Source organism: Sphaerochaeta globosa str. Buddy, from assembly GCF_000190435.1.
Lineage (GTDB): Bacteria > Spirochaetota > Spirochaetia > Sphaerochaetales > Sphaerochaetaceae > Sphaerochaeta > Sphaerochaeta globosa.
On sequence record NC_015152.1, the window covers coordinates 1,725,624 to 1,739,679 of the forward strand.

The window sequence follows — 14,056 nt, forward strand, 5'->3', positions numbered from 1 at the left end:
TTGCGCCGGCATTCCATCGCCTGTACGATTAAGCATGAGCGAATGCACAGTAGCAAATGAATTTCTTTGCAAGCACAGTATGTTTGGGGGATTGCAGGATGATGAACTCTTGCTGATCAAGAGTTATCTACAGGAGCATACCTATCCCCAGAATACTGTTATCCTGCAACAAGGGCAGAGCAACAACAGTGTGCACTTTATCGTCGAAGGTGAGGTAGCCATAGTTCGCCAAGCCGAGACGAGCAAAAAGCAGAGTAGAATCATTACCACCCTGCACAAAGGAGACTCATTTGGTGAGATGGAACTCATCGACATCCAAAGTTGTGCGGCATCGGTAATCAGTTTGACTGAAACTCATATCATCACGCTATCGAATAAGGATCTGTATCAGATTTCTTTACAAAACCTGAAGACCTATACCATGCTCATTCTCAATCTTGCTCGAGATATCAGCCGAAGGCTTCGTTCAGCCGATGAAATGCTCGCATTGTCGAAGAACCGCTCTACGCTTGGGCCTGCTTCTTCATCCTTGTAAGAAACAGCACCATCAGAATGGGGAAAATTGCTCCAATAAGCATACCGCTGCGCAGTGCTGATTCCTCAAGCGTAAGATGCTTGAGCCAGGGTGCCACTTTCACCAAGGAAGGAGTCACATCGGCGGTTAGTCCGATAAGCCAGGGTCCAAAGGCCGCTCCTGCATCACCGCCTGCGGCAAGGAAGGCGAACAAGGAAGAACCTGCATACGGGAACCGGTTCGCTCCGTTGACTACGGAACCCGGCCACAGCAAACCGCTGCCAAGCCCGGCAAAAATACAAGCGATAAGGCTGATGATGGGAAGCGGACTGAAAGCCGCAACCAAATAGCAGGCAACACAAAGTACGCTACCAAAGAGCATTGCCTTATAGAGTGGGAATTTGTCGCCCCACGAGCCGTACACAGCCCGTACCGTACCAAGCAAGAGAGCAAACAGGCACAATCCAACCAAGTCCCCTACTTCCTTGGAAAGGCCCAGTGACGATTCCACAAATGCACTGGTCCACTGGGACATGGAGACTTCGGTAGCTCCTCCCACAGCAATTCCCAACACGACAAAGAGAAAATACCGACTGCTGAGCAATTCACGGATTTTTGTACGTTTCTCCTCGCTGACCGCTGGTGCAAGGGGAACACGTAGGAAGTTAAAAAAGTTTATCAGGGGAAATAGTGCCCATATGAGGACCAAAATCGGCCAATTGCCGCGTCCAAAAAGCTTGATCATCACAGTTGTGCCAACAACTACTACGATGAACCCCCAAGCATAGAAGGAATGGAGCAGGCTCATCGCCTTCTCCTTGGAGTCATTGGGGATTGATTGGACAATGGCACTGAGCAATAGCTCGAACAACCCACCACCGATGGAATAGATAACGGTGGCAACCATTAATCCAAAATACGGATTTCCAGGAAAAAGCCTGGGGGCAAAGGCCAGCAGCAAGAAGCCCAGAAAAGCCAAAAAATGCCCCAATGTGATAAAAGGCCTTACCCCCCACTTGTCCACCGGGCGGCTGAAGGCCAAATCAGTTACAATTTGAGTAAAGAAGTTGAGCAACGTCAACCTTCCGGCTTGCTCGAAGGTTATGCCAAATTCATGCATGAAGGTCACATACAACAAGGGGGCAAGATTGCAGGTCAATGCCCCAACGAAGTTGCCCAGATAACAGGCGCGGATGGTTGCTCGATACATGAAGCAGAGTATACGACAAGCCAAAAGAAAAAGGAACCTTAATTCTCGATATCCAGACTCTTCAGGTACCGATGTACAAGACCATACTCATCACTATCCACTCGCATTTGTGGGTTGTCCAAACAGAGCCGATTCAAAATCTCAGATAGAGGATACATCTGGTCAGCGGTAGAGAATGCATGTTCTTCCATGTAGGTTAGCAGGGTATCCTTTGCACTGTCCCTGAAACCCTTCAACGACTTATTCTCGATAGCCGCCAGTACGTCATTACCGGTTCTGCGCTCTTCTTGGAGAAATACCTGCAGATTCTCATAGTAGGTGGTGCTGCGGTTCAGTTTCAGATTCTCATCAGAGGCATCATGCACGGTAAACACCCTGGGTCTTCCGATGATTGCCAAAGCCTGGGCTTTAGCCAAGAGTTCAAACCGACTTTGGTAAGGCTGTCCTACACGCTCCGCTTGACCGGCAGTTGCAAACCCTCGACTAAGAAGCTGTTCCAATTCACGGCTCTCGTTGCAGAGAAACCAACTGGATATACCCCCGACCGGTTCATGAAGCTGTGGAGCACAAACCCCAAGAGCTTTTGCATACTCCTGATAATCCTCAACCAGCTCGATAATCGGTGTACGCTCAACCTTTACCGCGGTAAAGGGACTTTCCTGCAAGCGATACTTACGCTTCTCGTCCTCCAACCTGATCACTTCCAGTTTGCCTTGTGCAACTTCCTTGAGCTTTATTACCTCATCCATTTGGGCGGTGCAATAAAACACCTGTCTGTCCTTGGCAATCTCAACAATTGCCTGGGCTATCGACATCGACCTCTGATCATCACTATTGGCCATCAGCTCATCGAAGAATATAGGGAAATGGTACTCGCTGCCGCTTTCAAGCATTTCCAAAAAAGCCATCCTCACTGCAAATAATACTTGCACACGGGTACCACTTGAAAGCTCGGAAAGAGAAAAACTGCGATTCAGCGTTGTATCCAGGGCAGTGAACGTTCCATTGCCCATACCAAGGGAGAATCGGTTTGCGGTAATACGCAGTAGCCACATACCGGCACGCTTGAGAACCTGAGGTACATACGTAGATTCAGTCTGTTGTTTAATTTCCTCAAAGAACAGTGAAACCATGCGTTGCTGGACTTCCTTGGCCCTCTGCTGTTGTAACGCATCCTTGGCCGTCTCATAGGCAAAGAGAGCTTCCTCCAATTTGGTATCGGAGCAGAGCATGGAAAAGCGTTCCTGCTTCTTGGCCTTTTCCACCTCAACATTCTGCAAGTAGGCAATGTCCTGCTCTGTTTGCTGCAAGGCTTGCGTTATGTACTCGTAGGTTGTCTCATCCGCACGCTGCCCTACCTCTGCTGAAAATCCATCGAGCAGAAGTTTCACAGCCCGCATCTGGTCTAAAAGCCCGCGGTACTCGCCATAATTCTGTTGGAGCATTTGCAGACCCTGCAAATCGTGCAAATCCAGTTCGAACTTTGCATACAAAGCTTGGAGATTCGCCTCTGCGTCCTCTACCTTTTTCTGCTCACGCTTGCGTTGGTTTTCCAAAGCGTCCAAGCGTTCTTGCAAATTCTTTGCACTGCGTAAGTTTTCAGCAAGCTGTGAAGCGCGTGCACGAATATCGATACGCTGTTCATCAGGTAGCTCGCAGAGAACTGCTAGATCTGAAGTTTCAGCTTGCAGTTCTTTCTGAAGGTCTAGGAAAGTTTCGCTAGTTTGTTGGACTTTGCTTAACAATACCAGCCAATCTTTCAACTGGGAGGAAAAATTGAAGAATTGGGAACCTTGCAACATAGGTTCGCCGGTGAGATGCAGTTCACTACTTGCCTCATTCCAGGCTTTTAGCCATGCCTCATGGGCATGCTTTGCATCCTCATACGCCTGTTTTACGTTCCGTCTCTTTTCATTCTCCAATGCAATCTGTCCAACGGCCGAAATTCGGGCAACTACGGTTCCAAGCAGAGCCGATAGGCCTTCGAGATCGAACGAGTCCAGACCAAACGAAAGCTTTTGCTTTTCGAGTTGCCCTTGATAGGTATCTAGCAAGCCTTTCAGGGAACGATACTCTTCATTCGTTGTTTTCTTGGTAATGAAAAGCAAGAAACCAGCTAGCAAGGCTGTACCAAGAAATCCCAACCCGGGTGAAAATACAAGCCCAAGAATCGATCCAAGAACAGAAAGCACACTCGCCCCAACTATCAGGGGCCATCGTTGATACGGCTTTGTCTTTTGTAGTGATTGCAGCTTGGCCAGGGTTTTGATGCACAGCAGCAAGGTTGTTTTCAGTTCCAGCAACTTCTCCGGCTCAGATGCATCAAGGGCGACTATCTCGCCTGCCTCACGATAGGTTGCCTCTGTAAGGGCAAGATTGCAACGTAGGGGTTCACAGGCATGCATAAGCTCGGTCAGCTTTGTCACCATGGTTTGGAGACTTGTTTGCTCGGGAGCCTTTGCAACCAGCCATGCAAGTTGTTCTTCCCACGTCATTAAAGCTTCTTGTGCAGCTTGTGCATCCTTTTTGGCCGAACGTACCTGAGCCTCTAAATCCTTTATAGCATCGAGTCGATGTGCGATCATGCTGAGCAGGTCATTGTTTTGCTGGAAAGCCGGAGAGAGATGCAAATCGCTCAGTTTTTGAGAATCGGATTCGATCGAGTGCACCACCTCGCTCAGTGTGTCCTTAGCCTGCTTTAGCGTCTTTTCCAAAGCAAGTACATCATCCAAGGTATGTTCGCCTAGGTTGGCGAGTCTTTGGTCATAGGAGTCCAGGCGGGTATGTAATGTCTGCTGTTCTGCTTTCTGAAGCAGGTATGCTTGTACAGCCTTCTGATGGTTCAGTAGTTGGGTCAGCTTCGGCAACCGCAGCAATTCCTTTTCCAACTCCCTGATTTCATCCTTTATAGTGGCATTCACCAACAGCTCGGTACGTGCCTGAGCAACCGCATCGTAGGTCTCTTTTACCCGTTTGGCCAGTTGGATACGGCCATTGGAAAAAGAAGATAGGCCTTCTGCATTGTGTAACGCTTGTTGTAAGTCGATACCTCCTTGCATCTCTTTTTGGATAGCTTGGAGAAATACGGAGTTGGAGCTTTCTTTTTCCAACAGCTCGTGCAGGGGAAACCAATAGGCTTCTGCATACTCATCGTTTCTTCCGGGAAGGAGGGTCTGTTCCCCAGTGTCCAGCCGTTTTTGTACGAGTTTGCCTTGAGAAAGAGACAGATGCCAACGTTGTTCACCTGATACGAGTGTGGCCTCCGCTTCTACGTTTTTCTGCTGTTCCGTTGCGTACAAGAGTGAACGCAGAGAGCGGACCAAGGTAGTTTTTCCAACTCCGTTGGGTCCATAGACAACGTTCAGGCCGCTATGAAATGGAGGAGGATCGGGAAATGTATGACTGGGAAAGCCGGGTGCACGAAAAAGCGAGAAAGAGGTGAACTGATGTTGCTTTTCCATTATTGTTCTCCCTCCTTCTGGGCAACCATTGCTTTAAGCAACTGCATCCCCGCCTGCTTGGCCAGCAACAGAGCAGCCTCCAAATCAAGGGGGGTACTCTCAAGACTGCTGAAGGCTGAACTGTTGAAGCTTTGGGTATGCAGATTCTGGTATTGTTTCGCATACCGCATGAGTTCTTCCGGGTCGAGAAGCTTTTTGGCGAGCAAGGCATCGGCACCACTTCCCTCGGAAAGCTGCTGCATATCGATCTTTAGGTCTGTCTGGTCTTCATACCGACCCAACAGGTAGGTAGCCGCCCCCTGTTCCTCAAAAAGAAATACTGCCTCGTCATACGCGATGGTCATAACCTCATTGAGATGCAGATGGGGGGCAAGTGATCCTGTAAACAGAGCCTTGATATAGAGCGACCCTTCAAAATGGAGATTCTGTGCAAAAAAGCGGATACTACCGGTAAGCTGGGATTTCAGGCCATCGAGGTCGACAATGCCTGTAACATCAATGGGACAGGTTTCATAGCGATAGGGACAGAGCGGAACAAAAACCGGAGTCTTGAAGTGCAAGTCTGCTTCGGTCTCAATGAGATAGACGCCGTGCTGGCCCATCTCATTTACATCCAATGCGTAGGGAGAACCGCAGTAATATGCTTCAGAATTGCCTACTTTGCCTTTCTTGTGAATGTGGCCAAGCATCCACAGCTCAACGTTGCTGCGAAAAAAGTCCTGTTCTTGGGTCGGAGCATAGGCTGAAACTGCCATACCATAGTCGGTATGCAATAATCCCAAGGTAAGACGGGAAGGTTCAAGGAGGTTTGCATTCAATGATACAAGGGGATTGGTTTTCATATGATTGTCGGGAAAGGACCATCCAAGGAAACGGACACATCCGATGTCAAACGCTTCCCATGTTCCGCCGAGACCGAGAAGCTTAATTGCATCACTATCTCGACTAAGCCGAGGGAAAACGTTGTGGTCGTGATTCCCCCCTACCCCGATGACCTGGATGTTGGCATCCTTTAGCTTTTTCAAACCAGCAAGCAGCGGCCCGTAGACCGAAAGCCATGCCTGTTCCTGCTCCACCACGTCCCCGACCAGAACTACGGCATCGACACTGAGGCTGATCGCTTTCTCGATAATGGCATCCCAACTGCTATGACCCGAGGGAGCGAATGCAGGTTTTCTGCCCATATGGATATCTGCACATGCAAGGATTCTCATACTGCCTCCAGAACTTTGAGTATACCATATTGACAGACAGAGAAACCATCGAATACAGACTATTGGACAATTATGGACGATTATCCATCACCACTACGACGCTACCTACTTTGTGTTTGGTGTCGGCTCTCGTGTGAGCTGCTACAATTTCTGACAACCCATAGGTGCTGTCGATCATCGGGTGCAACTTACTTTCATCAAACCATCGGCTCAGTTGCTGCAATTGCTCTTTGGTCTCCTTGGCGACGCGGCTTCCCCCTACCGTCAAGAATCTCCCCTTGCTGATCAAGTACCGTCTTTTCTGGGCAGCAGTAAGTTTTCCTACTGCATCAAAGATAACAGCAAAGCGAGTGGTACACCTATCGAGCTCCTCATTGGTATAGGCCAAGAACGCATCCGGTCCCAAAGAAAGCACTGCCGCGCGGTTCTTTTCACTGGCACAAGCAGTGACATGGAATCCTAAAAGCTTTGCTACTTGCACTGCCATGCAACCTACAGCACCTGAAGCCCCATATACCAGCAGTGTTGTTCCAGCCTTCGACGGCACTCTATCCAAAAAAGAAAGGGCCGTCGTACCGCCGAAAACCAGGGACACTGCCTCTAAATCAGTAGCATGCTCAGGACTCTTGGCAATTGCTGCTTTGATGGGGACACACACATAGTGTGCATGACATCCTAAGCTAAGGCCGGGGGTACAACCGAAGAGTCGGTCTCCAATCTGAAACGCTTTGACCGAAGGGCCTTTTGCTACGACAGTACCTGCAAATACAGTACCCAGAATCGGTTGTCTGGGTTTTCTCCAACCCAAAACCAGACGCATGATCATTTTCAAAGGGCCGGCTACATCCAAGGACCGTATCCGCACATCAGCCGAGTTCACTGCCGATGCACCGATTTGTACCAACACCTGGTCGTCTTTGCAAACGGGAATGGGTACTTCTGAAAGATGTACCACACTAGGAGGGCCGTACGATTCATACACTGCTGCTTTCATTTGGTTTGGTTCTCTTTATTCTACTGTAGGATAAGGTTTTCAAAGCTGCAATTGTTGACCATCCAACTTTTTTTACAATTCGTCAAAAAATCGTATTGACCTTCGATATCGTCATCAATATGATACATATCATTTGTTACATAACGTTTGATATTTTTAGAATGAAGCAATGATCGACCACTTGCTGAAGCAACCCTTCAGCACACTGATACAGTATAAGGAGCATCTATGAACCGTAGCTTGGAAGGAAAGCCCATCGCACATGCAATTTTTTGGATTGTTCTGTACATCGTCATAGTAAATATCGGAGACGCACTGGTGGGTGTGAGCGGCATTACGAACCTTGCAACCAGCCTGTTGCTCACCGCATTTTCGACAGTGTTGTATCGGTATTCAAAAAAGCATTTCCAGCCCGGGTTCGGTTCCTTTTGCAGAGCCGATGCCAAAAAAGCATTGTATTATCTTCCCCTCATCGCCCTAGCGGTGCTGGCTTACCTCGGAGGAATCGATACCTCTCTTTCACCTGTTGATATTCTGGTGGCGATCCTGTTGATGGTCAACGTAGGCTTTCTGGAAGAAGTCTTGTTTCGTGGATATCTTTTGACAGCCATTGCAAGCAAAAAGGGAAACCGAAGGGCAATACTGATCAGTGGTATCACCTTCGGGTTTGGACATATTGTCAATCTGCTGCGAGGCTACGACGCATCTGAGCTTGCTACCCAGATTGCGGGAGCCATCGCCATTGGCCTTGTCCTCGCGCTTTTAGTAGTCATCACCAAGAACCTCATCCCAGGCATTCTTTTTCATATTCTGTTCAATATCGGCGGAAGCATTACCGTACAAGAAAGCAGCAGTGAAACGCTACTGCTGCTGAGTATCATCGTAATTTCAGTTCTGTACCTGCTCGTTCTCTTTAGGCAGTTTCCAAAAGAGTCGGTTGTTACACAGTCTTAACCCAGCGGATATTCCTGTCGCTTGGTATAGGTGGTATGCAGCAGGTGATGGCTCATCTCTGATAATGGCTGATCCAAGAACCGTGCATACAAGTCTTGGATTGCAGGGTTCTCATGAGACTTGCGGATTGGTTTATGCCGGTCCTCCTCGTAGATGGACTGTGCACGCTTGAGCCGGATGTCGGCATTGGTGGGAATAGGTTGGCCTCCCCCACCAAGACAGCCGTCGGGGCAGGTCATTACTTCGATGAACGCATACGGGCTTGTCCCCCCCTGTATCTGATCAAGCAGCACCCGTGCATTGGATAGCGTATTGGCTACAGCAACCTTGATGGTGCTATCACCCACCTGCAAGGCGGCTTCACGTATTCCTGTACGCTCCCGCAGTTGTGCAAACTCTACCTCCGCTAAGACCGATCCTGTCAATTTCTCCACCGCAGTTCGTAGGGCTGCTTCCATTACCCCGCCCGAAGAAGCGAATATGACCGCTCCTCCGGTTGAGGCTCCCAGTGGATCATCGAATGCTTCTTCCTTGAGTGCGGAAAAGTCGATACCGACCTGCTTGAGCATTTTTGCAAGCTCGCGTGTGGTCAACGCCCAATCAACATCACAGAATCGTTCATCCTCCCCAAGATTCATCTTTTCCTTCCAATAGTCGAAGGAGCTGTCCATTTCACTGCGGCCGGCTTCAAACTTTTTTGCTGTACAGGGCATGATCGAGACCACCCGAATCTTGCGGGGGTCCAGGTTGGCCTGTTCAGCATAGAAAGTCTTGGCAATGGCTCCAAACATCTGTTGCGGTGATTTGCAGGATGAGAGGTGTCCCACCTGTTCGGGATAGAACGTCTCGATGAACTTAATCCACCCCGGCGAACAGCTGGTGATCATGGGAAGCTCTCCTTGGTGGGTAAGCCGATGGATCAACTCATAGGCCTCTTCCATAATGGTAAGGTCGGCTGTGAATTGGGTATCGAACACCTTGTCAAAACCGAGGGAGCGGAGGGCGCTTACCATCCGACCCGTCACCAGGCTTCCTTCTTTCAGGCCCATCGCCTCCCCGAGTCCCACCCTGATAGCAGGGGCTGTTTGGACCAATACCACCAAGTCAGGGTCGCTGAGGGCGTCGAAAACCTGTTGCTGTTGGCTTTTTTCAGTAATGGCGGCGGTAGGACAAACCAGGGAGCACTGACCGCAATTCGTACATACCGAATTGCCCAAGCCCTGGTCATAAAACGTAGCAACCTTTGTCTTCAGACCTCGTCCCACCAATTGGATGGCTGAGACCGACTGCATGGAGGAGCACACTTCGACACACCGATTGCAGAGTATGCAGGCATTGGGATCGCGTACGAGGGAGGCTGAGGTGACATCGAGTTCCTCAAACTTTTTCTTGGTTCGGGGAAATCGACTGGTTCTGACTCCCAATTGCTGGCTCAACGATTGCAATTCGCAGTTGAGATTGCGCTCACATGTGGTGCATACAAGCGGATGATTGGCCAGAATCAACTCAAGGTTGAGTTTTCTGGCATGCAGCACCCGCTGGGTATGCGTATGAATCACCATACCGGCTGTCACCGTATGCATGCAGGAGCGTACCAAGCGCTTGGCCCCTTCCACCTCCACCATGCACATGCCGCACGATCCATGAGCGGATACATCCTTGAGGTAGCAGAGTGTCGGAATCTTGATGCCGGCAGTCATGCAGGCATCGAGAATGCGTGTACCCTTTTGGGTAGTGATGGCATTTCCATCAATGATACAGGTAATCAACTGCTCATCCATTGCTCACCTCCTGGATTTTGATATCACAGCGCAGACACCTTGAAGCTTCCATGCGTGCCTGTCGGCCGCTGTATCCCCGGTTTACCTCGGCAAATGAAAGATTACGGTCCTTAGGCGACAGCTTGGTCGAGGTGATGGCCTTTCCTTCATACAGCGTTTTACCTACAGTCCTGTCGTAGGTAAAGGTAGTGAACAGGGAGTCAAAGCGGTCCTCTCCCACCAAAAGCCGATCGATGATGCGTGCAACCTCCTTGCCCTGTCCCATCGCCTGGGCTGCCGTTGAGGGGCCGGTGATTACATCCCCGATCGCCCATACGTTTGGCAGATTGGTTTCATAACTATAGTGCTTTACGTCCAAATACCCTTGTTTGGTTACTCCAAGTCCCAAGTTCGCAAACAACGCAGTATCCACCCGTTCACCGATGGCCACGATTACCGTGTCACAGCTAAGGATGCTCTTCTTTCCACTTTCCATGCGTTGCCTTCGGGCACTCAGGTCATAGGTGCCAAGTTCAAGCTGTTGGACTTCCAGAGCGATAACCTGACCTTGCTTTCCACGCAGCACCTGTGAGGGTGCTACATCGAACACAAAGGATATTCCCTCTGCAAACGCTTCTTCGATCTCACTGCGGTTCGCGGGCATTTCGTCCCTGCCTCGACGGTACGCAACGGTTACCTCACAGCCCAGTCTCCAGAGCGAACGGGCAACATCGATGGCAACATTGCCTCCACCCAGGATGACTACTTGCTTTCCTACATCCGCTTCCCGCCCTTCACTGAGGCGCCTGAGCACCTCGGTTCCCTGCAAAAAGCCAGGTCCTTCACTTCCACTAAGCTGGAGGGTGGCATGGTGATAGGACCCCAGGGCGAGTATGACAGCATCACTGGAACGCCTTAGATTCTCCATCTCAAGTTCCCTGCCGAGGGCTTTCCCCAGTTCGAAGTGAATGCCAAGGGTCGTATAGAGTTCCAGCTCCTTTTCCAATACTTCCTTGGGGAGTCGGTAGCTGGGAATGCCGTAGCGCAACACTCCCCCTGCTTTTTGATGTTCATCGTATAGGGTAACTTCATGGCCCAATCGACGCAGATAGAAGGCAACGGAAAGGCCACCCGGCCCCGCTCCGACTATTGCTATGTGCTTGTGCGTCGGCTCGGGCATTCGATCGAGCAGTGTCTGGTACACCTCGGTCTCCTGGCCCATCTTATACAGGGTATCGGCAAGGTAGCGGTGCAGTTCCCCCTGATGGACAGGACCATCCAAATCGTCACGTCGACAACGCATCTGGCAATGGAAGTGGCAGATACGCCCCAAGGTACCCGGAAGGGGGTTGTCCTCCAAGGTTGAGGTGAAGGCCTCTACCAAGCGGTCCTCCTTCAGCAATGCTATATACGAGGGAATTCGCATGGCAAGAGGACAGGAGTTGGAACACAGTTCCCCTACCAATGCCTCACACGTACCGGCTTCACACTTGCTGCGCTTGATATGGCTCTCATACTCTTCGGGGAAATACTTTAGCGTAGTCAATACCGGATTCATCGCCGATTGTCCCAGCCCGCACAGCGCTGTATCGCTGATATGGTTGCCTAGTTCCGTGAGTGTTTTTACATCCTCAAGCTTCCCCGCCCCTTCACAGATGCGGCTTACCAGGTCGAGGGCTTGGCTCAAGCCTTCCCTGCAGGGTGTACAGGTGCCACAGGACTCCTTGGTGGTAAACTCCAAGAAATAGCGGGCTGAGTCGACCATGCAGTTGTCGCTGTCCATGACGACCATTCCCCCTGAACCCATAATGGCTCCCAGGGCACCCAGGCTCTCATAATCGATGGTGCTATTGAACAGGCTTGCGGGTATGCACCCTCCAGAGGGACCTCCACTTTGTACCGCCTTGATTTTCTTGCTGGGATTGACAGACCCTCCCCCGGCTTCATAGATCAGGGTGGTAAGTTTCTCTCCGAGCGGTAGCTCCACCAAGCCGGTGTTTTTGACTTTGCCGACCAGAGAGAATACCTTGGTGCCCGGACTTGCCGGGTTGCCGATTCTGGCAAACCATGCACTGCCTTTGCCTATGATCAGCGGGATATTGCACCAAGTCTCCAGGTTGTTGATGGTCGTAGGACGGCCCAAATACCCCTTCTGGGAAGGGAATGGGGGTTTAACCCTCGCTCTTCCGGCTCTTCCTTCCAACGAGGCGATTAGGGCTGTCTCCTCTCCACAGACAAAGGCTCCCGCCCCTTCCACCACCGATAGGTCAAAACGGACTTTTCGCTCGAGAATATTATCACCAAGCAGTCCTACCGCATACGCTTGTTCGATGGCAGTGCGCAGTCGCTGTACGGCCAAAGGATATTCTGCGCGTACGTAGATGATTCCTTCCTGCGCGGTGGTGGCATAACTTGCAATAAGCAGGCCCTCAATGAGCATATGGGGATCGCTTTCCATTTCATTGCGATTCATGTATGCACCGGGATCGCCTTCATCGGCGTTGCAGATGAGAAACTTAGGCTGGCTTGGTTCCTTGGCCATCAACTCCCACTTGAGTCCGGTGGGAAAGCCTGCTCCTCCGCGGCCGCGAAGCTTGGAGTTCTTTACTTCCAGCAGCACTTCATCACGGCTCATGCCTCCCAGCACTTTCTCAAAGGAGCGATAGCCTCCGACTGCTACGTACTCTGCCATGTTTGCTGGATCGATAAGGCCTGCATCACGCAAAATCAATTTTTTCTGGGCGTGGAAGAAGGGTACTTCGTTCCAGGGAGGAAGCTCCTCAAACCCCTCTCCATAGGTATGCTGAGAGAGATGGTGATCCCATTCGTTGATTCTGCAGAGGGCTTTGGGCTTGTAGTAGCGGCCTTGCATCAGGTTGTCGATAATTAATGGCACGTCGGAGAGTTCTACTTTGGAGAGCCATACCAATGGTTTGGATGGCAGATAGAGTGATACCAAAGGCTCTTCACTGCAACAGCCAAAACATCCGACACTGCGTAGGCTTATTGATAGATGTTGGCTATCAATTTCCTTAGCAAACGCAGCATACAACTCTGTAGCCCCACTTCCCATCCCACAGGTACCCATCCCGACAGCTATGCTTGCATGGTTTGGATACAGGGTGTGTTCACCTTCCTGTTGAAGTCGATCCAAGAGGCTGCTCATGAAACCTCCTTGCTCTGTATGAGCGTCTGAAGCAATTGGGTAAGTTTCTGCTCGGTAACCCGAGAATGAATGACCGAATCAATGGCAATGACCGGGGCTAAGGCACATTGGCCGAAGCAAGCCACCGTATGCACGGTAAAACGTACGTCGTCGGTGGTAGCCGTTCCTTCCTCATCAAGCTCGAGGTTCAATTGCTTGAGGACTTGCTGCAACAGCGGTTTGGAACCGCGGGTATGGCAGGCGGTTCCCCTGCAAACGGTGATGACATGCTCGCCTTGGGGTTTGAGATTGAAGAAGGCATAGAAGGTAGCAACGGAATACACGGTAGACAGGGGCACTTCCATTGCTTTGGCAACCAAGATTAACTCTTCCTTGCTCAAATAGTTGTGTTCGTTGGTTCGCTGCACCGCTTCAAGAATCGAGAGCAATGCTCCTCGTTCTGTGCGGTGTGAGGCAACAATCGCTTCAATTGCAACGTGTCGATCACTCATGAGGACCTCCTTGGGAAACATTGAGGACAGTGCATGGAAAACCTGCATCTATACCAATAAACATCCATAGGATGCTTGAATATATTCCAGAAGATCGTTACGCCTATACTAAACTCAGAAAATGTATAAAGCAAGGTATTTATAGTATTGACAATGAGTAATTTACAATAATCCCAGTTTTTGGTACTTGATTAATGTGAATACAAGTATATTTTCAGTATCGAATCATTTCTCGAATGACCAATTTGACTCAATACTGCCCCTTCTCCGTCCTATAGCGAGAAGAGAGGAT

Annotated in this window: 9 protein-coding genes; 2 read left to right on the forward strand and 7 right to left on the reverse strand. The window is 50.2% G+C overall.

Features of this window, described 5'->3' with window-relative positions:
* Positions 1–34: 34 nt before the first annotated feature.
* Positions 35–535: a cyclic nucleotide-binding domain-containing protein gene (locus SPIBUDDY_RS08080; protein ID WP_013607261.1), complete on the forward strand. Its 501-nt coding sequence runs from the start codon at positions 35–37 to the stop codon at positions 533–535.
* On the opposite strand, the gene SPIBUDDY_RS08085 is transcribed toward SPIBUDDY_RS08080, so the two are convergent.
* The 4 genes from SPIBUDDY_RS08085 to SPIBUDDY_RS08100 all read right to left on the reverse strand — a co-directional run bounded on the left by SPIBUDDY_RS08085 (position 504) and on the right by SPIBUDDY_RS08100 (position 7,393).
* Positions 504–1,724, reverse strand: coding sequence for an MFS transporter (locus tag SPIBUDDY_RS08085; RefSeq protein ID WP_013607262.1), 1,221 nt, complete (start codon positions 1,722–1,724; stop codon positions 504–506). The genes SPIBUDDY_RS08080 and SPIBUDDY_RS08085 overlap by 32 nt on opposite strands.
* A 38-nt stretch (positions 1,725–1,762) precedes the next feature.
* A complete protein-coding gene (locus SPIBUDDY_RS08090; protein WP_013607263.1) occupies positions 1,763–5,185 on the reverse strand; it encodes an AAA family ATPase in 3,423 nt (1,140 codons plus the stop codon).
* On the reverse strand, positions 5,185–6,399 hold the full coding sequence (locus tag SPIBUDDY_RS08095) for a metallophosphoesterase family protein (RefSeq protein ID WP_013607264.1): 1,215 nt from the start codon (positions 6,397–6,399) through the stop codon (positions 5,185–5,187). The genes SPIBUDDY_RS08090 and SPIBUDDY_RS08095 overlap by 1 nt, the downstream gene beginning before the upstream one ends.
* A gap of 70 nt (positions 6,400–6,469) precedes the next feature.
* Positions 6,470–7,393 (reverse strand): NAD(P)-dependent alcohol dehydrogenase, encoded by a 924-nt coding sequence (locus tag SPIBUDDY_RS08100; RefSeq protein WP_013607265.1) that lies wholly within the window; start codon positions 7,391–7,393, stop codon positions 6,470–6,472.
* A 228-nt stretch (positions 7,394–7,621) separates the two neighbouring features.
* Between SPIBUDDY_RS08100 and SPIBUDDY_RS08105 the strand changes: the two genes are divergently transcribed.
* Positions 7,622–8,347: a CPBP family intramembrane glutamic endopeptidase gene (locus tag SPIBUDDY_RS08105; protein WP_013607266.1), complete on the forward strand. Its 726-nt coding sequence runs from the start codon at positions 7,622–7,624 to the stop codon at positions 8,345–8,347.
* On the opposite strand, the gene SPIBUDDY_RS08110 is transcribed toward SPIBUDDY_RS08105, so the two are convergent.
* The 3 genes from SPIBUDDY_RS08110 to SPIBUDDY_RS08120 are packed head-to-tail and all read right to left on the reverse strand — an operon-like array spanning position 8,344 to position 13,764.
* Entirely contained in the window at positions 8,344–10,128 is a 1,785-nt protein-coding gene (locus SPIBUDDY_RS08110) for an NADH-dependent [FeFe] hydrogenase, group A6 (protein ID WP_013607267.1), read from the reverse strand. The genes SPIBUDDY_RS08105 and SPIBUDDY_RS08110 overlap by 4 nt on opposite strands.
* Entirely contained in the window at positions 10,121–13,273 is a 3,153-nt protein-coding gene (locus tag SPIBUDDY_RS08115) for an FAD-dependent oxidoreductase (RefSeq protein ID WP_013607268.1), read from the reverse strand. The genes SPIBUDDY_RS08110 and SPIBUDDY_RS08115 overlap by 8 nt, the downstream gene beginning before the upstream one ends.
* On the reverse strand, positions 13,270–13,764 hold the full coding sequence (locus tag SPIBUDDY_RS08120; protein WP_013607269.1) for an NADH-quinone oxidoreductase subunit NuoE family protein: 495 nt from the start codon (positions 13,762–13,764) through the stop codon (positions 13,270–13,272). The genes SPIBUDDY_RS08115 and SPIBUDDY_RS08120 overlap by 4 nt, the downstream gene beginning before the upstream one ends.
* Positions 13,765–14,056: the final 292 nt, after the last annotated feature.

What these genes read in the sequence shown, in the direction of transcription:
- SPIBUDDY_RS08085 (WP_013607262.1), bottom strand. Translation starts at nt 1,724, where the DNA reads ATGTATCGAGCAACCATCCGCGCCTGTTATCTGGGCAACTTCGTTGGG.
- SPIBUDDY_RS08080 (WP_013607261.1), top strand. Translation starts at nt 35, where the DNA reads ATGAGCGAATGCACAGTAGCAAATGAATTTCTTTGCAAGCACAGTATG.
- SPIBUDDY_RS08120 (WP_013607269.1), bottom strand. Translation starts at nt 13,764, where the DNA reads ATGAGTGATCGACACGTTGCAATTGAAGCGATTGTTGCCTCACACCGC.
- SPIBUDDY_RS08105 (WP_013607266.1), top strand. Translation starts at nt 7,622, where the DNA reads ATGAACCGTAGCTTGGAAGGAAAGCCCATCGCACATGCAATTTTTTGG.
- SPIBUDDY_RS08090 (WP_013607263.1), bottom strand. Translation starts at nt 5,185, where the DNA reads ATGGAAAAGCAACATCAGTTCACCTCTTTCTCGCTTTTTCGTGCACCC.
- SPIBUDDY_RS08115 (WP_013607268.1), bottom strand. Translation starts at nt 13,273, where the DNA reads ATGAGCAGCCTCTTGGATCGACTTCAACAGGAAGGTGAACACACCCTG.
- SPIBUDDY_RS08110 (WP_013607267.1), bottom strand. Translation starts at nt 10,128, where the DNA reads ATGGATGAGCAGTTGATTACCTGTATCATTGATGGAAATGCCATCACT.
- SPIBUDDY_RS08095 (WP_013607264.1), bottom strand. Translation starts at nt 6,399, where the DNA reads ATGAGAATCCTTGCATGTGCAGATATCCATATGGGCAGAAAACCTGCA.
- SPIBUDDY_RS08100 (WP_013607265.1), bottom strand. Translation starts at nt 7,393, where the DNA reads ATGAAAGCAGCAGTGTATGAATCGTACGGCCCTCCTAGTGTGGTACAT.